The sequence below is a fragment of the Arthrobacter sp. FW305-BF8 genome (assembly GCF_021789315.1).
Classification (GTDB): domain Bacteria; phylum Actinomycetota; class Actinomycetes; order Actinomycetales; family Micrococcaceae; genus Arthrobacter.
In genome coordinates this window covers 3,657,465-3,679,557 of record NZ_CP084561.1, presented here as the reverse complement: position 1 = coordinate 3,679,557, position 22,093 = coordinate 3,657,465, and the positions used below count along the sequence as shown (strand labels likewise).

Genomic DNA, 22,093 nt, shown 5'->3' with positions numbered 1-22,093 from the left:
CACTGTGAAAGTACTGATTGTTGGCGCGGGTCCCGCCGGATCCACCGCCGCGTATTACCTCGCCAAAGCCGGCATCGACGTCACGGTCCTGGAAAAAACCAGTTTCCCGCGCGAAAAAGTGTGCGGTGACGGCCTCACTCCGCGGGCTGTCCGCGAAATCCAGAAGCTGGGCCTGCCGCACCCCGAACAGGACGGCTGGCGCCGAAACAAGGGGCTCCGCCTGCTCGCCGGCGGCCGCAGCATCGAACTGCCGTGGCCCGAGGTGTCCGATTTCCCGCAGTACGGCCTGATCCGCACCCGCCTGGGTTTTGACGAGGAACTCGCCCGGCACGCGCAGGCGGCCGGCGCCACTGTTCTGGAACGCCACAGCGTGACGGAGGCGCTCCGCAACGGTGACGGCCGGGTGACTGGTGCGCGCGCAGCGATCCTGGACGAGTCCGGACGGAAGACGGGGGAGACGCTCGACTTCAGCGCCGACGTCGTGCTTGCTGCCGACGGCAACTCCACCCGCACCGCCGTCTCGCTCGGCATCCAGAAGCGCGACGACCGGCCCCTGGGCGTCGCCGTCCGCACCTACTTCACCTCGCCGCGGCACGACGACGACTGGATGGAAGGCTGGCTGGAACTTCCCGGCCGCGACGGCAAGCTCCTGCCTGGCTACGGCTGGGTGTTCGGCGTCGGCGACGGCACCTCCAACGTGGGCCTCGGCATCCTCAACTCCTCCAAGGAATTCGGCAAGCTGGACTACAAGCAGGTGCTCCGCGAGTGGACCGCCGGCATGCCCGCCGAGTGGGGCTTCACCCCGGAGAACCAGGTGGGGGAGATCCGCGGTGCCGCCCTCCCCATGGGCTTCAACCGCACCCCGCACTACTCGCCCGGCCTGCTGCTGCTCGGCGATGCCGGCGGCATGGTGTCCCCGTTCAACGGCGAGGGTATCTCCTACGCCATGGAGTCCGCCCGCTTCGCGGCCGAGTTCATCATTGACGCCAGTGGGTCTGCTTGCAGCCGGCCCGCCTCCGGGGGCTGGAACGCGTCCGACGCCGACGCCCGCCTCTCGGGGTACGCGGACTATGTGCGTGAACAGTGGGGATCCCACTTCACGCTGGGGCGTGCCTTCGCCGCGCTGATCGGCAAGCCCGCTGTCATGAAGCTGGCGCTGCGGACCGGGATGCCCATTCCGGTGCTGATGCGCTTCGTGGTCCGGCTGCTGGCCAACCTGACCGACCCGTCGGCCAAGGGCTTCGAAGACCGCGTGATCCGCCTCCTCGAACTGCTGGTCCCGGCCACCTCCAACACCTCCGTCCTTGCCCCCTCCGGCTCCAAATCAGCGGTTTCCGCAACAAAAAGTTAGGGTTAACCCGTGACCAACTCCGCGAACCACAGCTGGACGCACGCCGGGCATGGCCTGCCGGACTCCGAACCCAGCCTCAACACCACTGCCATCGCCACCGGACTGCAGCTGCCGGCAGGCTTCGCGGCCATCGCGGAAGACCCCGACCTGGGTCCTGCCCTCACCACCAATCTGGCCCGGGTGGAGAAGAAACTCCGCGAAGCCATCGCCAACTCCGACCCCCTGGCTGACGCAACGTCGCGTCACCTCGTGGAAGCCGGCGGCAAGCGCATCCGCCCCCTGCTGACTCTGCTCTGCGCCCACCTGGGTGACGCGTCGCTGCCCTCCGTGGTGCAGGCCGCGGTCGTGGTTGAGCTGACTCACCTGGCCACGCTGTACCACGACGACGTGATGGACTCAGCGCCGTTCCGCCGGGGCGCCCCCACGGCCCACGAAGTCTGGGGCAACTCAGTGGCCGTCCTCACCGGCGACCTGATCTTCGCCCGCGCGTCCATCCTCGTGTCCGAGCTGGGCGGCCGCGCGCTCGGCATCCAGGCCCGCACCTTCGAGCGGCTGTGCCTCGGCCAGCTGCACGAAACCGTGGGGCCGCGCCCGGACGAGGACCCGGTGGAGCACTACCTGTCCGTAATCGCGGACAAGACCGGTTCGCTGGTGGCCGCCTCGGGCCAGTTCGGGGCTATCTTCTCCGGCGCCGACGAGGCCTACGAGAACATCCTGGTGGAGTACGGCGAGAAGGTGGGCGTCGCCTTCCAGCTTGCCGACGACGTCATCGACGTCACGGGTGTCAAGGTCAAATCCGGCAAATCCCCGGGCACGGACCTGCGTGAAGGCGTTCCCACCTTGCCTGTGCTGCTGCTCCGCAAGGCCGCGGCCGACGGTGACCAGTCCGCCGTCGAACTTCTTAAGCTGATCGACGGCGACCTCTCCTCGGATGAGGCCCTCGCCGAAGCCGTCGCCGGGCTGCGCGAGCACCCCGTCGCGGCGGAGTCCTGGGTGGTAGCCCGTGCGTGGGCGGCCGAGGCCATCGCCGCGCTGGCCCCGCTGCCCGAGGGTGTTGTGAAGGCCTCGCTGTCCAGCTTCGCGCATGCCGTGGTGGACCGCGCCAGCTAACTTGGCATCGCTTTGGGTCCGGTATCCGTGAGGTGCCGGGCCCTTCTGGCTTATCCGGCTTAAACGGAACGGCCCCGTTTCCCTGCAGCGTAAACGAGTCAAACGCTGCGCGGAACCGGGGCCGTCTCTCCGTTCGCATCAGATCCACCGGAGGCATTCAGTGGATCCGAGAAACACTCTATGACAGATTTGTCACATCCACAAATCTCTTGTTAAGCGGCGTGTCACACAGCCCACTCCTTCGAGGCCCCGCCGTCCTGACCCTGTTTGGTCACCCGCCCCGGAAGACACGCCGTCAACATGCGGCGTACTGAGGAGCCCGCCGTGAAAACGGGTCATGACGGGCCGGGTCTGCTTTGTGCACATAGGCAAACCTGCGGCTCCCCAACAGCCCCGGGCGCGCGCGCCGTGGAGCGATGGACCTTGAGAAATATCTGGTTCGCCGCGCGGGAGCGGCCAAAAGGGGTGATCTGCTGCGCGCCGGGTTCCGCCGTCCCGCCATTGAGGCTGCCGTAGAATCCGGCCGACTGTACCGGCCGCTGCGCGGAGTCTACGCGCTGAACACCGCGGACGACGGCGTCCTGGCCGCCTTCAGGGCGAACGGCAGGCTCACGTGCGTGTCGGCGGCCCCCTTCTACAGCCTGTGGGCCCTTCACCCGCCCGGCGAGGTTCACCTGAGTTGCGGCAACGGGGTGCCCAAGCCCGGGATCATTGACCACGCACCATGTGGGCACCCAACCCCACCCGGCTTTCCGGTGGCGGGTTTGGCCGACGTGCTACTGCATGCGCTGAGGTGCCTCCCGGAGCTTGAAGCGCTCGCGCTGGTACAGTCAGCCACCGGTCGGGGCGAGATATCCGCCGACTTCCTGAGGGACAAACTCATTGGGAACAGGAATGGCCGCGCCCGCGCGGTGCTGGGTCTGCTGATTCCGCGATCAGACTCCGTGTTGGAGGTGCTGGCCCATACGCACTTTGTCCGGGCCGGACTCAAAGTCCGAGTGCATGTTCCCCTGCCCGGGGTGGGCGAGGTTGACTGCTTGGTTGAGGAATGCCTCGTGGTGGAGTTGGACGGGTCTACGCACTTTGAACCCCGCCAGGTTAAGAAGGATCACCGGAGGAACAACGCCGGCATGCGCGGGGGCTTTCTCACGCTCCGCTATTACTACGACGACGTGGTGTATCACCCCGAGGCGATGGTGGAAGAGGTCCGTGCGGTACTCCAGCTGCGGGCACTGGGCAGATTTGCTCCTGAGTGACGCCGTCGTGACCTACTTTGCGGCCGGGAGCCTCGCGACACGCCGACGAAAGCGGCGAGCCGCTGCCCGGAGGGGGTCAAACAGGGTCACGACGGCCCGACAAAAACTAGTCTTCGTCGTTGAAGGCCCAGTCGAACATGTCGAAGACGAACTCCGAGAAGGTGCCTTCCTCGCTCTTCCACTGGCCGCGGGCGTTGTTCCGGCGGTAGACGATAGGGTCGGGGACGCTCAGGTCGCCGGTGCGGAAGCCCCACGTAAAGTTTTCTTCCTCGTCCTCAAGGAACATAAGGAAGCCTTCGTCGTCCACCTCGAGTTCCTCGGGGTCCCAGAAGTAGTGGTAGGCCTCCATGAGGTCCTCGCACCCGCCGAGTGCAAGGTAGAACTCGCGCAGCACCAGGGGGATGGTGAATTTGTGGTCGGCGAGCTCCGCGTCCAGTTCCTCGGCGGACAGCCCGTCCTCTTCCTGCCATTCGTCTTCGAGATACTTCGGAACAAGCGCACGGAACTTCTCGAGGAACATGTCAGTCATGGCTCTTATCCTAGCTAATCCCGGCCCCTCGAATTGCCGGGTTCCAAGCCCAGCCGGTGCCACCCGCGGACAGCCAGCGGGATGCGCCATGACCGGCGCCAGGCCACCACCCGGAACGCGAAGACCAGGGCCGCCACGGCGAATGCCGAGAGGGCGTTGAACGCACCCAGCAGCCAGAGGACTGTGGTGAGTCCGGCGCCCAGGAAGGCGGGCAGCGCGTACAGATCCCGGGCATCGAATAGCTGGGGCACCACATTGGCGGTGATGTCGCGCAGCAGGCCGCCGCCCACCGCGGTTGTGACCCCAAGCAGGACGGCCGCAGTGGGATTCATGCCAAAGGAAAGCGCCTTGAGTGTCCCCGTGATGCAGAACAGGGCCAGGCCGGCGGCGTCGAACAGGGTGAGGAGCGAGGTGTAGCGCTGCACGCTGGAGAACAGGAAGTACACCAGCCCGGTGGCCAGCAGCGGCGGCACCAGGTAGGCCGGGTTGCTGAACGCGGCGGGCGGGCCGGAGTTGAGGATAATGTCGCGGATCACACCGCCGCCCAACGAGACCAGGGAGGCGAGCAGCAGGGACCCGAGGAGGTCGAATTGTTTCCGTGCGGCGAGCAGCGATCCGGACACCGCGAAAAAGAAGATGCCGGCCAGGTCCAGCCATGCCAGGGCGATGTCAAAAGAGAATGTCATGGAGCGTCCCGGCATATTTCAAGGGGCGGACAGTGCAGCTCCAACGTTACGCTAGCCCCTATGAATAGCCCGATCCTGATCGCCTGTGCCCATGGGACCTCCAACGCGCAAGGAGCCGCCGAGGTCAACGCCCTCCGCGACGCCATCGCCGCGCTGCGTCCCGGGCTCGACGTCCGCGAAGCTTATGTGGACGTCCAGCAGCCCGATCTGGTGGACGTGGTGGCAGGGCTCCCGGCGGACCCCGGCTCTGCTGCAACGGCCGACGGCGGTGCTGCCGCCGGTGAGCCGGCCGCAGCCGGTATTTCCGCCGTCGTCGTGCCCTTGCTGCTCAGCGTGGGCTATCACGTCAAGGTAGATATCGCGAAGGCCGTCAAGAGCCGGCCCGGCACGGCGGCCGCGGGGCCGCTGGGACCCGACCCGCGCCTCGCCGCCCTGCTGGACCAGCGGCTGCGGGAATCCGGGGTTACGGACAACGACGCGATCGTGCTCGCCGCCGCGGGCTCGTCCAACCCGAACGCCGCGGTCAGCGTCGAGGAACTGGCTGACCAGCTAAGGACCCTGCGCTCCAACCGGATCGTCCCGGCGTACGGTGCCTCGGCCAGGCCGTCCGTACCTGAGGCCGTCGCCATGCTCCGCGAGGAAGCCGCGGGCGGCGCCGGCGCGGGGGAGTCGGCCGGGGGCGTGAGCGTTGGCGGCCGCGTGGTGGTGGCCTCGTACCTCCTTGCGCCGGGCTTCTTTCACGACCAGCTCGCCAAGGCCGGGGCGGACCTGGTGACCGAGCCGCTGCTGCCCTCGCCGGTGCTCGCGGAGATCGCGCTGGAACGGTACGACGCCGCGCTGGCGGCCCACGCCGTCAGGTCCTGAAAAGCGGGGTAGCCACAGCCGTCCGAAGCACAGCCGACGGCGCCGTTCAAGGCCTCCCGGCGAGTCATGACGAAATGTTTCCTTAGGTGACTTAGCATTTCCGGGCCTTTGTGACGTATTTCGGGGCGGCCCTACAGTCGATGCATGACTGATACAGCTCTAGCCGGAGCGGCCACGGACAAGCCCGCGCGCCCAGCCCGTGCCTCCCGACCCGCCGCCAAGCCTCACGGCCAGTGGAAGGTGGACGGAACCACCCCGCTGAACGCCAACGAAACCTGGAAGCAGGAAGACGACGGCCTCAACGTCCGCGAGCGTATCGAGTCCATCTATGCCAAGGAAGGCTTCGACGCCATCCCCGGCCAGGACCTGCACGGCCGCTTCCGCTGGTGGGGGCTGTACACGCAGCGCAAGCCCGGGATCGACGGCGGCAAGACAGCAACGCTGGAGCCGCACGAGCTTGAGGACAAGTACTTCATGCTCCGCGTCCGGATTGACGGCGGCGCGCTGACTACCGAGCAGTTGCGCGTCATCGGCCAGATTTCCGTGGACTTCGCACGCGATTCCGCAGACCTCACGGACCGCCAGAACATCCAGCTGCACTGGATCCGTGTCGAAGACATTCCGGAGATCTGGCGCCGCCTCGAGAGCAACGGCCTGTCCACCACCGAAGCCTGCGGCGACGTTCCGCGCGTCATCCTCGGCTCGCCCGTCGCCGGCATCGCCAAGGACGAGATCATCGACCCCACCCCGCTCATCGAAGAGCTGGGCGAGCGGTTCATCGGCAACCCGCTGCTGTCCAACCTGCCGCGCAAGTACAAGACCGCCATCACCGGCCACCCCAGCCAGGACGTGGTGCACGAGATCAACGACTTCGCCCTCGTCGGCGTCAAGCATCCCGAACTCGGCATCGGCTACGACCTCTGGGCCGGCGGCGCCCTCTCCACCAACCCGATGCTCGGCAAGCGCCTGGGCGCCTTCGTGAAGCCGGAGCAGGCCGCGGACGTGTGGCTCGGCGTCACCAGCATCTTCCGTGATTACGGCTACCGCCGCATGCGCACCAAGGCCCGCCTGAAGTTCCTCATGGCCGACTGGGGTCCGGAGAAGTTCCGCCAGATCCTTGAGGACGAATACCTCGGCTACAAGCTGGCTGATGGCCCTGCCGCGCCCAAGCCCTCCACTCCGGGCGACCACGTGGGCGTGCACGAGCAGAAGGACGGCAAGTTCTTCATCGGTGCCACCCCCATTGCCGGCCGCCTCTCCGGGGCGCAGCTGGTCAAGCTCGCCGACACCCTCGAGGCCCGCGGCTCCTACCGCCTGCGCACCACCCCGCACCAGAAGCTCGTGGTGCTGGACGTTCCCAAGGACGAAGTGGAGCCGCTTGTGGCCGAACTCGACGCCCTGGGCCTGTCTGCCCGCCCGTCCGTGTTCCGCCGCGGCACCATCGCCTGCACCGGCATCGAATACTGCAAGCTGGCCATCGTGGAAACCAAGGTCACCGCGGCCACTGCCGTCGCCGAGCTGGAACGCCGCCTCGCCGACCTCGCGGACAGCGGCCAGCTCCCGCAGGCACTGTCGCTGCACATCAACGGCTGCCCCAACTCGTGCGCCCGCATCCAGACCGCGGACATCGGGCTCAAGGGCATGATGCTTCCCACGCCCGACGGCGACCCCACCCCGGGTTTCCAGGTCCACCTGGGCGGCGGGCTGGCTTCCGTTGAACGCGACGAGGCCGGCCTGGGACGCACCGTCCGCGGCCTGAAGGTTTACGTCGCCGACCTGCCCGACTACGTCGAGCGTGTTGTCCGCAAGTTCGTCGCCGACCGCGCCGAAGGCCAGACCTTCGCCGAGTGGGCCCACGCAGCTGACGAGGAGGCACTCCAGTGAATCCCCAGCCACTCCCCAACCTCGCAAGCTCGGCCGGGGCTCCCGGTGGCCGTGGGCCCTCATTTGGAATCGACCCGGTGGTTGAGCCCGTCGAAACCCCGACCAGCGGTACAAAGCGCCCCGCCGAAGAGCTGAAGGCCCTGGCCGAGGCCGGCGCCGCCGAGCTCGGCTGGGACGCCCCGGCCCGCGACGTCATCGCCTGGGTGGAGCGCAACTTCGAGATGCCCGCCGTCGCCGTTGCCTGCTCCATGGCCGACGCCGTCCTGCCGGCGCTGGTTGCCGACCAGCTTCCCGGCGTCGACGTCCTGTTCCTGGAGACCGGCTACCACTTCCCGGAAACCTACGCCACGCGCGACGAGGTGGCCGCGAACCTCCGCGTCAACGTGGTTGAGGTACTCCCGGAGAACACCGTGGAGCAGCAGGACCGGCTCCTGGGCAAGGACCTGTTCGCCCGTGACGCCGCGCAGTGCTGCGCCCTCCGCAAGGTGGCCCCGCTCCGCCGCACGCTCGCCGGCTACGAACTCTGGTTCACCGGCGTCCGCCGCGACGAGGCCCCCACCCGCACCAACACGCCGCTGGTGACCTGGGACGAAGCCAACGGCCTGGTCAAGGTCAACCCGATGGCCGCCTGGACGTTCGACCAGCTGGTCCAGTACTCCGACGACAACCTCCTGCCCGTCAACCCGCTCCTGTCCCAGGGCTACCCCTCCATCGGTTGCCAGCCCTGCACCCGCAAGGTGGCCGCCGGCGAGGACCCCCGCGCCGGCCGCTGGGCAGGAACCAACAAGACAGAATGCGGACTACACGTATGAGCACTTTCATTACTGAGGAGCCCACCCTGGTGACCGACGCCGCTGAATCCACGCGCCTCTCCAGCCTGGACACCCTCGAATCCGAAGCGATCCACATCATCCGCGAGGTTGTGGCCGAGTTCGAGAAGCCGGCCCTGCTGTTCTCCGGCGGCAAGGACTCCGTGGTCATGCTGCACCTGGCCACCAAGGCGTTCTGGCCGGGCAAGGTCCCCTTCCCGGTGCTGCACGTGGACACCGGCCACAACTTCCCCGAGGTCATCGACTTCCGCGACCGGACCGTTGAGCGGCTGGGCCTGAAGCTCGTCGTCGGCTCCGTGCAGGAGTTCATCGACCGGGGCGAGCTGGCCGAGCGTGCCGACGGCACCCGCAACCCGTTGCAGACCGTCCCGCTGCTGGACGCCATTCAGTCCAACAAGTTCGACGCCGTCTTCGGCGGCGGCCGCCGCGACGAGGACAAGGCCCGCGCCAAGGAGCGCATCCTGAGCCTGCGCGACGAGTTCGGCCAGTGGGACCCGCGCAACCAGCGCCCGGAGCTGTGGAACCTGTACAACGGCCGCCACACCGTGGGCCAGCACGTCCGTGCGTTCCCCATCAGCAACTGGACCGAGCTGGACGTGTGGCGCTACATCGAGCGCGAAAACATCGAACTTCCGGGCCTGTACTACGCCCACGACCGCGAGGTCTTCGCCCGCGACGGCATGTGGCGTGCGGTGGGCGAGGTGTCCCAGCCGCTGCCGCATGAGGAAGTCATCACCAAGACCGTCCGCTACCGGACCGTCGGTGACATGTCCTGCACCGGCGCCGTCGAATCGGCTGCCGCCACTGTGCGCGACGTCGTGATCGAAGTTGCCGCCTCCACCATCACTGAACGTGGCGCCACTCGTGCGGATGACCGCATCTCCGAGGCAGCCATGGAAGACCGCAAGAAGGACGGCTACTTCTAATGACTACCGACATTGACACCGCCCGCGCCGCGGCGCTCCTGGACGAGGCCCCGCTCGCGTCCGCCTCGCTGTTCCGTTTCGCCACCGCAGGATCGGTCGACGACGGGAAGTCCACTTTGGTGGGCCGCCTCCTGCACGACTCCAAGGCGATCCTTGCCGACCAGCTCGAGGCTGTTGCCCGCACGTCCTCGGACCGCGGCTTCGGCGGTTCGGCTGGCGGCATCGACCTGGCGCTGCTGACCGACGGCCTGCGTGCCGAGCGCGAGCAGGGCATCACCATCGACGTGGCCTACCGCTACTTCGCCACGGACCGCCGCAGCTTCATCCTCGCGGACTGCCCCGGGCACGTTCAGTACACCAAGAACACGGTGACCGGCGCGTCCACTGCGGATGCCGTCGTCGTACTCATTGACGCCCGCAAGGGTGTCCTGGAGCAGACCCGCCGGCACCTGTCCGTGCTGCAGCTGCTGCGCGTGGCCCACGTGATCGTGGCCGTGAACAAGATCGACCTGGTGGACTTCAGCGAGTCCGTGTTCCGTGAGATCGAGGCCGACGTTCAAAAGGTTGGCCGTGAGCTGGGCCTGGGCTCCGATGGGATCGCCGACCTGCTGGTGGTTCCCGTTTCGGCGCTCGACGGCGACAACGTGGTGGAGCGCTCGGAGCGCACCCCGTGGTACACCGGCCCGGCGCTGCTCGAGGTGCTCGAGACTCTGCCCGCCGCCGATGAGCTCGAGAGCCACCTGGAGAGTTTCCGCTTCCCGGTGCAGCTGGTGATCCGGCCGCAGGGCGCACTGGCACCGGACGCTGTTGCCGGCGGGCTCGACGTAGAAGAGTACCGCGACTACCGCGCCTACGCTGGACAGATCACCGAGGGCTCCGTGAAGGTGGGGGACAAGGTCAGTGTGCTGACCCCCGGCCAAGACCCGCGGACCACCACCGTGACCGGCATCGACTTCGCCGGCGCCTCGCTGGAAGAAGCCACCGCCCCGCAGTCGGTAGCGATCCGGCTGGCCGAGGAGTTCGACGTCGCCCGCGGTGACACCATCGCCGCCGCCGGCACTGTCCGCGAAAGCACCGCCGACCTGTACGCGCAGCTGTGCTGGCTGTCCCCGAAGCCGCTCCGCGAGGGCGCCAAGGTCCTGGTCAAGCACGGCACCCGCACCGTGCAGGCCCTGGTCCGCAGCGTCAACGGAAAGCTGGACCTGGCCACCTTCAACCTCGAGGGTGCCTCCAGCCTGGAGCTCAACGACATCGGGCACGCGCAGCTCCGGCTCGCCGCCCCGCTGCCGCTCGAGAACTACCTGCACCACCGCCGCACGGGCGCGTTCCTGGTGATCGACCCGCTCGACGGCAACACCCTCGCCGCCGGCCTGGTCAAGGACCACCCGGGCGACCACGAGGACGAGCGCTACTCGATCTGATCCCGCCGAATTCGCCGGAAACCTGCGAGGCCGCCGTGGCGATACGGCGGCCTCGCTGCGTTCCGGCGAGTCCGCGGTTCAGCCCGATGAGCCGCGCTGCCCTTGCCACCTGCCTCCCGCCCCACCATGATCGTCAGTGGGAGGCGAAGCATGGAATCCATCACCAGCCGGCTCATCAACTGGGCATCGATCCTGGACGACAAGACCCGTGAGCAGGCACTGACCACGTCCCGCCTGCCCTTCATCTACCCGCACCTGGCGCTGATGCCGGACGCACACCTGGGCAAGGGCGCAACGGTGGGGTCCGTTATCCCGACGCTCGGCGCGATCATTCCGGCCGCCGTCGGCGTGGACATCGGCTGCGGCATGATCGCGGTCCGTACCCAGTACAGCCTTAAGGACCTGCCGCGGGACCGGAAGCCGCTGCGCGAGAACATTGAGCGCGCCGTTCCGCTGTCCGCCGGTCACAACAACCGCAAAGTGACGGCCACCGCGGAGCCGCGCATCGCCGAACTGCACAGGCGCGCCGAAAAGGCAGGGTTCAACCCGGCGCAGTATGTGGCGAAATGGGACCTGCAGCTTGGCTCACTCGGCTCCGGCAACCACTTCATTGAGGTGTGCACCGACGAGACGGACGCCGTCTGGCTGTTCCTGCACTCCGGCTCCCGGGGGATCGGCAACAAGATCGCCCAGCACCACATCAGGGTGGCGCAGGGAGTCGCAAGGGACAAGCGCATCACCCTGGAGGACCCGGACCTCGCGTACCTGGAGGAGGGCACGCCCGAGTTCACGCGGTACATCAAGGAGCTGCGCTGGGCCCAGCACTTCGCCCTCCTGAACCGCGAGGAGATGATGGACCGCGTAATCCGGCAGTTCGGTGACTGGGTCGGCGGAACGGTCAAGGAGACGGAGCGGATCAACTGCCACCACAACTTCACCCAGCAGGAAACGCATTACGGAAAGTCGGTCTGGGTGTCGCGCAAGGGCGCCATCAAGGCCGAAGCCGGCGACCCCGGCCTGATCCCGGGGTCCATGGGGACAGCCTCCTACGTGGTGGAGGGACTCGGCAACACCGCTTCCCTGAACTCCTCGCCGCACGGTGCCGGCCGGGAGTATTCCCGTAACGCGGCGCGCAAGACGTTCTCGCTGGCCCAGCTGAAGGAGGCCATGCACGGCATCGAGTTCCGGGCCACCGAGGCGTTCATCGACGAGATCCCGGCAGCCTACAAGCCCATCGACCAGGTCATGCACGACGCCGCGGACCTCGTGAAGGTACGGCACCGGCTGCGCCAGCTCGTTAATGTCAAGGGGGATTAGCCCTGAAATCTTAAGGGCGCACGGGCAAGCCGATTTTGTGGCTGAATGTGACGCTGCATGAACGTGCGTGACCCCGGGTTTCCGCTCCGTTGAACCGTGTTTATGCCAGTCCCTATGGTGAATCCATGAGTACTTCCAGGCCGGGCATGACCCGCATTGTGGCCGGCGAAAGCCAGACGCCCAAGCGCCGCCGCGCCCTGGAAGTCGCGCTGGCCGTCGGCCTGGTCCTGCTGATCAGTGTTGGAGCGGTTGTTGCGTCGGCGGTGGCCCGGGATTCGAATGCCTCGGCGGCCACGGACGGGGCCGGCACCCCGGCGGCGGAGCTGAAGCTGGGCTACTTCGGAAACATCACCCACGCACCGGCGCTCGTCGGAGTGAAGCAAGGCCTCATTGCCAAGAACCTGGGCAGCACCAAGCTCAGCACGCAGGTGTTCAACGCCGGTCCGGCCGCCATAGAGGCGCTGAACGCCGGCGCGATTGACGCCACCTACATCGGTCCGAACCCGGCCATCAATTCCTTCGTCAAGAGCAAGGGCGAGTCCGTCAGCGTTATCGCCGGGGCGGCTTCCGGCGGCGCGCAGCTCGTGGTGAAGCCGGAGATCAGGTCCGCGGCCGACCTCAAGGGCAAGACCCTGGCCTCCCCGCAGCTGGGCGGCACCCAGGATGTGGCGCTGCGCGCCTGGCTGGGCAAGCAGGGTTACAAGACCACTCCCGACGGCGGTGGGGACGTTGCCATCAACCCCACCGAGAACGCCCAGACTTTGAAGCTGTTCCAGGACGGCAAGCTCGACGGCGCGTGGGTGCCCGAGCCGTGGGCGTCCCGTCTGGTGCTGCAGGCCGGGGCGAAGGTCCTGGTGGACGAGAAGGACCTGTGGGACGGGTCGCTGACCGGAAAGCCGGGCGAGTTCCCCACCACCATCCTGATCGTGAACAAGAAGTTCGCCGCGGAGCACCCGCAGACCGTGAAAGCCTTGCTCAAAGGCCATGTCGAAGCCGTGAAGTGGCTCCATGACACCCCGTCCGCCGAGAAGTCCGCCGTCGTCAACGCCGCCCTCAAACAGGACGCCGGCAAGGCACTGGCGCAGAATGTCATTGACCGCTCGCTGAAAAACATCGTCTTCACCGTGGACCCGCTGGCGGGAACCTACAAGAAGCTTCTGCAGGACGGTGTGGATGCCGGCACCACCAAGCAGGCGGACCTCAGCGGACTCTTCGACCTCCGGGCGCTGAACGCAGTGTCCCCGGAAAAAACCTCGGCTGCAGGGCTGGGCCGGGACTAGCCCGCCCCGCATCTGCACCGTCGCATTCACTGCACCTCGAACAAAGGACGGGACCATGCCAGTCGTACTGGAGAACCTGGGCAAGCGCTTCGGCGAAGGCGCCCCGGTGCTGGACGACGTCAACGCCACCATCGGCAAAGGCGAGTTCGTCGCCCTCCTCGGTGCGTCCGGCTGTGGCAAGTCCACCCTGCTGAACATCATGGCGGGACTGGAGCTCCCGACGTCGGGAGCCCTCGAGGTGCCCAGCGACGGCGCCGCCTTCATGTTCCAGGACTCTGCCCTGTTCCCGTGGCTCACTGCCCGCGAGAACGTGGAGCTGGCGCTGAAGCTGCGCGGCGTGGGCAAGGCCGAACGCCGGGTCAAGGCCGCCGAACTGCTGGAACTGGTCCACTTGGCCGAGGCCGCTGACCGGCGTCCGCACGAGCTGTCCGGCGGCATGCGCCAGCGCGTGGCCCTGGCCCGCTCGCTCGCGCAGGACCGCCAGCTGCTCCTCATGGATGAGCCGTTTGCGGCGCTGGACGCCATCACTCGCGACCTGCTGCACGACGAACTCGAGCGCATTTGGAAGGAAACCGGGCGCACCATCGTCTTTGTGACCCACAACGTCCGCGAGGCGGTCCGCCTGGGCCAGCGCGTCCTCTTGCTGTCCTCCCGGCCCGGCCGCGTGGTGCAGGAATGGGAAGTCACCGAAGAACACCGTACCGACGCCGGTCTTGCCGGACAGCTGACCGGGGTCATCACCGCCCGGCTGCGAGAGGAGATCCGCCGCCATGCCAAGTAACTCATCTCCCGTGGCCGAGACACCCGAGGCAACCGAAACCCCGCTGGTCGAGCCTGTCGAGACCCCGCGTCTTGAAACCAAGCGCTCAACCGGCGCCGCCGAGAAGGTGCATGCCGCGCTGACCCGGTCCTCCACCGGCTCTGCGGACCTGCGAGAACTCGAGTCCGGGCTGGACTCGCTGCAGTCGGATGCGGTCCGCAAGGCGCGCATCGACTGGAGCCGGATCCTGCTGCCGGTCGCCGCCGTCGTGGTGCTCATCATCATCTGGCAGTTCTACGTCTCGCTGGGCCTCAAGCGCCGGGACCAGGTGCCCGGCCCCATGGACGTGCTGGAGCAGTTCGGCACGCTGTGGGCCGAGGGATCGCTGCAGGAAGCCGTCTGGACATCGTTGCAGCGCGGGCTTCTGGGGTTCCTGATCAGCGTCGCGATCGCCACGCCGGTCGGGCTGCTCCTGGCCCAGGTGGCTCCGCTGCGCCGGGCGTTCGGTCCGCTGATTTCTGGCCTGCAGGTTCTGCCGTCGGTGGCCTGGGTCCCGGCCGCCATCATCTGGTTCGGCCTCACCGACGCCACGGTGTACTTCGTGGTATTCATGGGCGCCATCCCGTCCATAATCAACGGCCTGATCTCTGGTGTGGACCAGATCCCGCCGCAGTACCGCAGCGTGGGCACCGTCCTAGGCGCCTCTCGGCTGCAGATGGCTTTGCAGATCATCCTCCCCGCTGCACTTCCGGGCTACCTCAGCGGCCTGAAGCAGGGGTGGGCCTTCTCCTGGCGTTCGCTCATGGCTGCTGAGATCATCGCGGTGGGCGGCACCATCGGCTTCGGCCTAGGCTCCATGCTGAACCAGGGCCGCGACCTGGCCGACATGACCATCGTGATGTCCGCGATCCTCCTGATCCTGGCGGTCGGCATCCTGATCGAACTCCTGGTGTTCGCGCCGATCGAAAAGCGCCTGCTCCAGCGCCGCGGCCTCCTGGCAGGCAGCACCCGCTAAGCACCCCCGCACCGAACCAGAAAGCCCGACGGCGACTCGCCGTCGGGCTTTCTGCTGTCCTATGAGTCAGCGGCGGGTCACTGTCACTCCCGAATCAACGTGCCGCAGCCGCGGACTTCGAAACCCTTGGCCCAGGACGGAACGGTCACGATAACCGAGGCTGAACCGAAGTAGTTGTCGTAGATGTCGTCAAGGGTTCCGCCGAAGCCAGTCAGCAGCGCCATGTAGCAGGAACTGCCGGATCCGTATCCGTCATAGTCGCCCGGCAGTATGTCGATGCCTACCCGGTAGATTCCGTCTTTGGTGATGCTCGTTGCCCTTGCCCCCGTGGAAGGGACCGTCGTCCAAGCGCCACAACCACTTGACCGGAACCCGACATCGCCGGGAAGGATTTGAACGTATGTCCGGGCGGAGCCAAAGTAGTTGGCCTTGATCTGGCTGAAGCTGCCGGAGAAGCCGCTGAGCCGTTCCCAATAGCAGCCGTTGCCTGTTCCAGTCGCCTTATACAGCCCCGGCTTGATCTGGGTCCCGACCCGGTAGGTGCCGTCGCCGCGGAGCACTGTCACAGCCCATACCGGGAGTTTGACGGCGGCACTGCCAACTGCCCGTGTCTCGTAGTAGGTCCTGCTTACCCAGACCCGCACGGAGAGCGACTTGCCATTGTCGGCGGCGTTGAGGCGGTACGTGCGGTAGCGCGCGCCGGAGATCGTGGCGCCATTGCGGTACCACTGGTATGCGTAGGCCGACGGCGCGGGGGAGTAGGTGCCAACGTTGGCGGTCAGGGTGGAGCCCAGCGACGTTCCGCCGGTGACCCTGGGCGCCGTCCTCAGGGTGATAAGTGCCTTGCCAACTGTGCGGGTTGCTGTGGTGACCGACCGTGTTGCATAGCCGGGCTTGGAGACCGTGACCTTCACGTTCACCCGTGCACCGATGTAGCTGGTGTTGAGGTAGAGGGCATACCCGGTGCCGCCCCTGACTGCCACGCCGTTCCGGTACCACTGGTAGCGGATGGTGGTGCCGGCAGGCCAACCCTGGGATACCTTCACAGTCTGGCCGTACCGGTGGGTTCCCACTACGCTCAGGGACTTGGTTGCAACGATCGTCCCGGCTGCAATAGTGCGCGGGGCGGAGACCTTGTCCATCGTTACGAAGCCGGCTTTGGTTGCCCGGACCCGCACTTTGAGGGCCTTCCCGTAGTCGGCCGCTGTGGTGGTGTAAGTGCGGGCGACCGCGCCGGTGATGGCTGCCGTTCCGCGGTACCACTGGTAGGACAGCACCGCGCCGCCGGGAGCCCACGTTCCGGCGTTGGCCGTCTGCACCTGGCCCACGCGGGCGGTTCCGCTGACGGTGGGCACCGGTGCGGTTGTGAAGGTCGCAGCGACACCGGTGACCTGACCGGAGGAGAGCTCCACCGAGGTGAAGCCCGGGGCGGACAGGGTCATCTTCGCCCACAGCTTCTGCCCAACATCGGCGGCTGTGACTGTGTAGCGCGGGGATGTGGCCGACTCGATAGCCAAGGTGCCGCGGAACCACTGGTAGGTCACGGCACCGTCGGTGGCTGAGTTGTCCCACTGGGGGGCGCTCAACGACAGATCCTGTCCGACGGCCGGCCTGCCGGTCACGAGGGTGCTCCAGGCAACGCCCGTGAAGGCGGCCGTGCGCACTGTGACGGCCGCTGCTGATGCTTCGGTTCCGGGAGCTGTGGCCTCCGACGACGCCAGAACCGTGAGCTGGACGCTCTTGCCGGCCATCGACGGGACGAGGTGCAGGACATCCGCTTCGCCAACCGGATGACCGGCGGTCTGGACGGGAACGCCGTCGATGATCCAGGTGTACTGGATCCAGCCTGCATCCCCGCTCCACTGACCTCCTGTGGAGGAAAGAGTGCCGCCGACGACGGCGTCCCCCTCAATAACAGGAAGGCTGAGGTTTTCAGGAGCGGCCGGCGTCACTTCCGTGGGCACCGGTTCCGCCGGTGTTACCTCGGCCGGCACGGTTTCCGCCGGTGTTACCTCGGCCGTTGGAACTGTTTCTTCCGGCACGGAATCGGCCGGGGCCGAATCAACCGGAGCCGTTGCGGGCTCCGTGACTGCGCCTGTTTCCATCGGCAGCGCCTGTGCTGCCGGAGCCATCAGAAGTCCGGCAAGCAGCGCGATGCTGCCGGCTGTGGCAATGCTCCTGGTCAAAAGACCAGGGCGCGTCCGCGAACGGACGATTTCATGCAGAGACAACGAGTCCCCTTCCCCCATGTTGAGACCGACTTGAGACCGATCTGAGACCGATCGGAGATCCCGATCCCAGTTATTGTAGGGCCGGTCACAGACATTTTCGTTCCGGTAGTCCGGCGACGGCGGCGCGCTAACATCCTGTTCCAATGTGACGCAGCATTACCTTGCGTGAACTGGTGTTTCCGCGCCGTTGGCCGGGCCCGTAACACAGCCCTACCGTTGATCCATGGCAATTCAGGACATTTACCCCACGGCGCTGCGCCTCCTCGGCCGCCCCGTGCTGGTGGTGGGCGGCGGACGCGTTGCTGCGCGCCGCGCGAAGGGCCTGCTCGACGCCGGTGCCCGCGTCACCGTGGTTGCCCCCGAAGCCACCCCCGCGCTCCGCGAACTCGCCGACGCCGGCCTTCTCACCTGGGAACCGCGCATCTACCGCTCGGACGACGTCGACGGCGTCTGGTTCGTTCAGACCGCCACCGGCGATCCCGCCGTCGACACCCGCGTGGCAGCCGACGCCGAGGCGCAGCGCGTCTGGTGCGTCAACGCCTCCGACCACGAATCCTCAGCCGCCTGGACGCCCGCCGTGGCCGAAGTGGACGACGTCAAGATCGCCGTCAACGCCGGGGGAGACCCGCGCCGCGCCATGGCGCTCCGCGACGCCGTCGCCACCGCTTTGGAATCCGGCGACCTACCGCTGCGCCGTCGGCGTGCCCACCGCGGATCCGTCGCCCTCGTCGGCGGAGGCCCCGGCGACACCGGCCTCATCACCGTCCGCGGCCGCCGGCTGCTCGGTCAGGCCGACGTCGTCGTCGCCGACCGCCTCGGCCCGCGTGAACTGCTCAACGAACTTGCCCCGGACGTGCGCGTTATCGAGGTCGGCAAGACCCCCGGCCACCACCCCGTGCCACAGGCCGAGATCAACCGCATCCTCGTCGACGAGGCCCTCCAAGGCCACCGCGTGGTGCGCCTCAAGGGCGGCGACCCGTACGTCTTGGGCCGCGGCGGCGAGGAAGCAGAATTCTGCCGCCGGCACGGCGTCGAAGTCGAAGTGGTTTCCGGTGTGACCTCCGCGATCTCCGTACCCGCCGCCGCCGGCATCCCCGTCACACACCGCGGCCTGGCGAAGGGCTTCAGCGTTGTCACAGGCCACGAGGAACTGTCAGAGGTCCCGGCCCGCCCCGACCACACGGTCGTCCTGCTCATGGGCGTCGGCCAGCTGCGCGAATCAGCGTCCGCTCTCGGCAAAGCCGGCCTGCCCGGTGACACACCAATTGGTATTGTTGAAAACGGCTACCTGCCGGACCAGCGCGTCACCATCGGCACCCTCGGCACCATCGCCGACCAAGCCGAGGCCGCCGGCGTCGCCAATCCTGCAGTGATCGTCATCGGTGACGTTGTCCGCGTCAGCCCCTTCGCGCCGTCGCACTTCAAAACCGCTGACTACAGCACCACCAGCCCCAACAAGCCCCGCACCAGCACCACCCGCGTTCTCACCCCCTAGCCCCCGAATCCCAACTGGCTGGCAGTTGTTGTCGTTATGAGCCCTCAAAACGACAACAAGTGCGAGCTATTTGGGTGGGACCGAAGAAAAGGAACACAGCCGTGTCAACCAGCACCCCCGTAGGAACCGCCGCCCGCCCGTTGCGCGTGGCCGTCATCGGATCCGGCCCGGCCGGCGTCTACGCAGCGGACATCCTCACTAAGAGCGAGGCCGTCAAGAGCGGCGAGCTGACCGTGAGCATCGACCTCTTTGACCGCTACCCGGCACCCTACGGCCTGATCCGCTACGGTGTGGCCCCGGATCACCCGCGCATCAAGGGCATCGTCAACGCCCTGCACAAGGTCCTGGACCGCGGCGACATCCGCTTCTTCGGCAACGTGGACTACGGCACGGACCTTTCGATAGAGGACCTGAAGGCGCACTACGACGCCGTCATCTTCGCCACCGGCGCCATCAAGGACGCCGACCTGAACATCCCCGGCATCGAACTCGAGGGCTCCTTCGGCGGCGCCGACTTCGTGTCCTGGTACGACGGCCACCCTGACGTGTCCCGCGAATGGCCGCTGGACGCCAAGGAAATCGCCGTGATCGGCAACGGCAACGTGGCCCTCGACGTGGCCCGTGTCCTGTCCAAGCACGCCGACGACCTGCTGGTCTCCGAAATCCCGGACAACGTCTACGCCGGCCTGAAGGCATCGCCGGTCACGGACGTCCACGTCTTCGGCCGCCGCGGCCCGGCCCAGGTCAAGTTCACCCCGCTGGAGCTGCGCGAGCTGTCCCACTCCAAGGACGTGGACATCATCCTGTACCCGGAGGACTTCGAGTTCGACGAGGAATCAGACCGCCAGATCCAGAGCAACAACCAGATCAAGACCATGGTTGGAACGCTCACCAACTGGATCGCCGAGCAGCCCGAGGACCTCTCCGAGCTCAAGGCCTCCCGCCGCCTGCACCTGCACTTCCTGCACAGCCCGGTGGAAATTTACGACGACGCCGAGAACCCCGGGCGCGTCAGCGGCATGAAGTTTGAACGCACCGAACTGGACGGCACGGGCAACGCCCGCGGCACCGGTGAATTCGTCGATTACCCGGTCCAGGCTGTCTACCGGGCCATCGGCTACTTCGGTTCCGCGCTGCCGGAGATCGAGTTCGACCACACGAAGGGTGTTGTCCCGAACGCCGGCGGCCGCGTCCTGGACGCCTCCGGCGAGCACGTCCCGGGCATCTACGCCACCGGCTGGATTAAGCGCGGACCGGTCGGCCTGATCGGCCACACCAAGGGCGATGCCCTCGAGACCGTGACCTTCCTGCTGGAAGACCGCGAGAACCTGCCGGTTGCCGCGGCACCCGCTGCCAGCGCCGTCATCGACCTGCTCGAAAGCCGCGGCGTGGAATACACCACCTGGGAAGGCTGGCTGGCCCTGGACGCGCACGAGCTCGCCCTGGGCGCCGAGGCGACCGCGGCCGGCGGCTCGCACGGTGTTGAGGTTGTGCGTGAGCGCATCAAGGTGGTGCCGCGCGAGGACATGGTTTCCATCTCCCGCGACGGTATTGCCGCCAGCGTCTGAGAGCTTTTAAAGCAACGCGGGGTCACTTCGCGCCCATTCCCTACGGAATATTGGGCGCCAAGTGGCCCCAGCCGCGCCCTAGCCTCGCAAGCTCGGCCAGGGAACCCTGCGGCTGTGGGCCCACCCGCGTTGGTTTAACCCGCGTTGGTTCAGGCTCCCGCGCCGCCGGCGGCCATGAGCTCCAGCCGGTTCAGGGTTTCCCGGTTGCGGACCGTGATGACCGGATCCCGCAGCGCTTTGGGAACAGCCAGGCCCGGGCCGCGGACCGCGTCCTCGATGATCGTCACCCGGCACTGCTCGCCGAGGTCCTCGAGGGTGATGACCACCTTGGCCTCGCCAACGGGCCAGCCGCGGGCGATCAGCTCCAGCCGCCGCTCCGGTTCCACCGCCGTCACCTTCGTTGAGTCGTTGATGAGCAGCGGCCAGGCGCCCACCGAGTGGTGGAGCAGTGCGCCAACCTCCGGCCAGCGGGCATCCACGTCCCGAATTCTCGAGGCACCGACCACCCAGCCGGAATAGAGCCAGCCGTCCGCTATCACTTTCCAGACTGCTGATGCCGGTGAATTGAAGACCTGCGTGACGGTTGACATGGTGTTCCTTTCGTCGGCCGAAGCCCGACGCCGGGTGGCGGCGTTCGCGTTTGCAGCTGTGAGTCCGGTGGGGTCCGGCGCGCCGATGATGCGCGCGGCGGGGCGCCGGGCGGCACGGTAGGAGCGCTCCCGGAGCCGACGCGTCCAGGCATACGTTCCGGCGCCGGGGAGCGGGTGCTTCAGCGGATCGAAGCGGATGACGGTGTCTCCGCTGGCCGTGTCCCCGCCGGCTGTGCCAGCACGGGCGGTGTCCGGACTCTCCGGAGCAGCGGCCCGCAGGTGCAGCACGCCGGCCTGCACCCACCGGCCGGCCGGGGTGGTATATGACAGGGCCAGGGTCCAGTCACCCGTGGCCAACGACTCCCTGAAGTTACCCCCAGTGTCCGCCCGGCCGGTCGCACGCCCGGGCAGGGACAGCGTGCGCAGCCCCAGAAGCACGGGACCGTTGGACCCCTTGTAGGGCATTAGCGTGGTGAATTTCGCGGTCCCGACATCCAGCTTGGGCACCAGCATAAACCGGCCCGGCAGGCCCCAGCCGGTCGAGGCGAACAGGACATCTCCGACGTCGGCACTGTCACCAAAGGCGTCAAGGTCACGGGCGCCGGAAACCCCGGGATCTCCGGATGCGCCCGAAGTCCGCAGCGCCAAACCCAGTATGTCCGGCAGGTCCTCGGGAAGGCCCACCGAGCGGGAGAAACGCCCGCGCACCTGGCGGGTCCCGGTGTCGTCGAGCCAGGCGACTCCGCTGGCCGCCGGAAGACCTGCCGCTGCCCGGCCCGCGGAGCCGGTGAGGGTCAGCTCCCCGACCAGGCTGATGCCCCGCGGATGAATGGGGCGTCCGGGGCGCACTGCCTTCAGGCCCCGGAACACGGCGGCGAAACCGCGGCCGGCGAGGTCTGCCGCCCGGTTGGATGACCGATTGGGCGCTCCGCCCGGATCACCGCTGAACCGTCTACTCATGCGTCGTCCTCCCAAGGCTA

Annotated in this window: 18 protein-coding genes; 14 read left to right on the top strand and 4 right to left on the bottom strand. The window is 67.3% G+C overall.

Annotated features, from left to right (window positions below; all coding sequences use genetic code 11):
* Nucleotides 1-4: 4 nt before the first annotated feature.
* The 3 genes from LFT45_RS16615 (at nt 5) to LFT45_RS16605 (ending at nt 3,717) form a co-directional block, all read left to right on the top strand.
* Nucleotides 5-1,351 (top strand): geranylgeranyl reductase family protein, encoded by a 1,347-nt coding sequence (locus LFT45_RS16615; protein WP_236804683.1) that lies wholly within the window; start codon nt 5-7, stop codon nt 1,349-1,351.
* 9 nt (nt 1,352-1,360) lie between these two features.
* A complete protein-coding gene (locus LFT45_RS16610) occupies nt 1,361-2,461 on the top strand; it encodes a polyprenyl synthetase family protein (protein ID WP_236804682.1) in 1,101 nt (366 codons plus the stop codon).
* 416 nt (nt 2,462-2,877) lie between these two features.
* Nucleotides 2,878-3,717, top strand: a complete 840-nt coding sequence (locus LFT45_RS16605; RefSeq protein ID WP_236804681.1) for a DUF559 domain-containing protein — start codon at nt 2,878-2,880, stop codon at nt 3,715-3,717.
* Nucleotides 3,718-3,823: 106 nt separating this feature from the next.
* Here LFT45_RS16605 and LFT45_RS16600 read toward each other — a convergent pair whose 3' ends face one another.
* Both LFT45_RS16600 and LFT45_RS16595 read right to left on the bottom strand, forming a co-directional pair.
* Nucleotides 3,824-4,246 carry a hypothetical protein gene (locus LFT45_RS16600; protein ID WP_236804680.1) on the bottom strand — a complete coding sequence of 141 codons (423 nt, stop codon included), beginning with the start codon at nt 4,244-4,246 and terminating at the stop codon, nt 3,824-3,826.
* A gap of 14 nt (nt 4,247-4,260) precedes the next feature.
* Entirely contained in the window at nt 4,261-4,932 is a 672-nt protein-coding gene (locus LFT45_RS16595; protein ID WP_236804678.1) for a trimeric intracellular cation channel family protein, read from the bottom strand.
* Between the two features lie 60 nt (nt 4,933-4,992).
* On the opposite strand from LFT45_RS16595, the gene LFT45_RS16590 reads away from it, so the two are divergent.
* From LFT45_RS16590 to LFT45_RS16550, 9 genes are all read left to right on the top strand, one after another.
* On the top strand, nt 4,993-5,796 hold the full coding sequence (locus LFT45_RS16590; protein WP_236804677.1) for a sirohydrochlorin chelatase: 804 nt from the start codon (nt 4,993-4,995) through the stop codon (nt 5,794-5,796).
* A gap of 144 nt (nt 5,797-5,940) precedes the next feature.
* Entirely contained in the window at nt 5,941-7,680 is a 1,740-nt protein-coding gene (locus LFT45_RS16585; protein ID WP_236804675.1) for a nitrite/sulfite reductase, read from the top strand.
* Between the two features lie 77 nt (nt 7,681-7,757).
* Entirely contained in the window at nt 7,758-8,492 is a 735-nt protein-coding gene (locus LFT45_RS16580) for a phosphoadenylyl-sulfate reductase (protein ID WP_236809392.1), read from the top strand.
* Nucleotides 8,489-9,436, top strand: a complete 948-nt coding sequence (cysD, locus tag LFT45_RS16575) for a sulfate adenylyltransferase subunit CysD (protein ID WP_102971351.1) — start codon at nt 8,489-8,491, stop codon at nt 9,434-9,436. Before LFT45_RS16580 ends, cysD begins: the two co-directional genes overlap by 4 nt.
* A complete protein-coding gene (locus tag LFT45_RS16570) occupies nt 9,436-10,857 on the top strand; it encodes a sulfate adenylyltransferase subunit 1 (RefSeq protein ID WP_236804673.1) in 1,422 nt (473 codons plus the stop codon). The genes cysD and LFT45_RS16570 overlap by 1 nt, the downstream gene beginning before the upstream one ends.
* Nucleotides 10,858-11,007: 150 nt before the next feature.
* Complete coding sequence (locus tag LFT45_RS16565; protein WP_236804671.1) at nt 11,008-12,174, top strand: RtcB family protein; 1,167 nt, start codon at nt 11,008-11,010, stop codon at nt 12,172-12,174.
* 146 nt (nt 12,175-12,320) lie between these two features.
* Complete coding sequence (locus LFT45_RS16560; protein WP_236809391.1) at nt 12,321-13,454, top strand: ABC transporter substrate-binding protein; 1,134 nt, start codon at nt 12,321-12,323, stop codon at nt 13,452-13,454.
* 55 nt (nt 13,455-13,509) lie between these two features.
* The gene (locus LFT45_RS16555; protein WP_003804180.1) at nt 13,510-14,235 is read left to right on the top strand and encodes an ABC transporter ATP-binding protein; all 726 of its coding nucleotides are present in this window, start codon (nt 13,510-13,512) and stop codon (nt 14,233-14,235) included.
* Complete coding sequence (locus LFT45_RS16550; protein ID WP_236804670.1) at nt 14,225-15,229, top strand: ABC transporter permease; 1,005 nt, start codon at nt 14,225-14,227, stop codon at nt 15,227-15,229. Before LFT45_RS16555 ends, LFT45_RS16550 begins: the two co-directional genes overlap by 11 nt.
* Nucleotides 15,230-15,312: 83 nt before the next feature.
* On the opposite strand, the gene LFT45_RS16545 is transcribed toward LFT45_RS16550, so the two are convergent.
* Nucleotides 15,313-17,415 (bottom strand): hypothetical protein, encoded by a 2,103-nt coding sequence (locus LFT45_RS16545; RefSeq protein WP_236804668.1) that lies wholly within the window; start codon nt 17,413-17,415, stop codon nt 15,313-15,315.
* 268 nt (nt 17,416-17,683) lie between these two features.
* Here LFT45_RS16545 and cobA point away from each other — a divergent pair, with 268 nt between their 5' ends.
* A complete protein-coding gene (cobA, locus tag LFT45_RS16540; protein ID WP_236804666.1) occupies nt 17,684-18,955 on the top strand; it encodes a uroporphyrinogen-III C-methyltransferase in 1,272 nt (423 codons plus the stop codon).
* Nucleotides 18,956-19,056: 101 nt separating this feature from the next.
* Nucleotides 19,057-20,523, top strand: a complete 1,467-nt coding sequence (locus tag LFT45_RS16535) for an FAD-dependent oxidoreductase (protein WP_236804664.1) — start codon at nt 19,057-19,059, stop codon at nt 20,521-20,523.
* 149 nt (nt 20,524-20,672) lie between these two features.
* Here LFT45_RS16535 and LFT45_RS16530 read toward each other — a convergent pair whose 3' ends face one another.
* Nucleotides 20,673-22,073 carry an SRPBCC family protein gene (locus LFT45_RS16530; protein WP_236804662.1) on the bottom strand — a complete coding sequence of 467 codons (1,401 nt, stop codon included), beginning with the start codon at nt 22,071-22,073 and terminating at the stop codon, nt 20,673-20,675.
* Between the last annotated feature and the right edge of the window lie 20 nt (nt 22,074-22,093).

Excerpts from the sequence above, each read along its gene's own strand:
- cysD (WP_102971351.1), top strand. The coding sequence starts at position 8,489 with ATGAGCACTTTCATTACTGAGGAGCCCACCCTGGTGACCGACGCCGCT.
- LFT45_RS16585 (WP_236804675.1), top strand. The coding sequence starts at position 5,941 with ATGACTGATACAGCTCTAGCCGGAGCGGCCACGGACAAGCCCGCGCGC.
- LFT45_RS16530 (WP_236804662.1), bottom strand. The coding sequence starts at position 22,073 with ATGAGTAGACGGTTCAGCGGTGATCCGGGCGGAGCGCCCAATCGGTCA.
- LFT45_RS16605 (WP_236804681.1), top strand. The coding sequence starts at position 2,878 with ATGGACCTTGAGAAATATCTGGTTCGCCGCGCGGGAGCGGCCAAAAGG.
- LFT45_RS16595 (WP_236804678.1), bottom strand. The coding sequence starts at position 4,932 with ATGACATTCTCTTTTGACATCGCCCTGGCATGGCTGGACCTGGCCGGC.
- LFT45_RS16570 (WP_236804673.1), top strand. The coding sequence starts at position 9,436 with ATGACTACCGACATTGACACCGCCCGCGCCGCGGCGCTCCTGGACGAG.
- LFT45_RS16560 (WP_236809391.1), top strand. The coding sequence starts at position 12,321 with ATGACCCGCATTGTGGCCGGCGAAAGCCAGACGCCCAAGCGCCGCCGC.
- LFT45_RS16550 (WP_236804670.1), top strand. The coding sequence starts at position 14,225 with ATGCCAAGTAACTCATCTCCCGTGGCCGAGACACCCGAGGCAACCGAA.
- LFT45_RS16590 (WP_236804677.1), top strand. The coding sequence starts at position 4,993 with ATGAATAGCCCGATCCTGATCGCCTGTGCCCATGGGACCTCCAACGCG.
- LFT45_RS16555 (WP_003804180.1), top strand. The coding sequence starts at position 13,510 with ATGCCAGTCGTACTGGAGAACCTGGGCAAGCGCTTCGGCGAAGGCGCC.
- cobA (WP_236804666.1), top strand. The coding sequence starts at position 17,684 with ATGGCAATTCAGGACATTTACCCCACGGCGCTGCGCCTCCTCGGCCGC.
- LFT45_RS16600 (WP_236804680.1), bottom strand. The coding sequence starts at position 4,246 with ATGACTGACATGTTCCTCGAGAAGTTCCGTGCGCTTGTTCCGAAGTAT.
- LFT45_RS16565 (WP_236804671.1), top strand. The coding sequence starts at position 11,008 with ATGGAATCCATCACCAGCCGGCTCATCAACTGGGCATCGATCCTGGAC.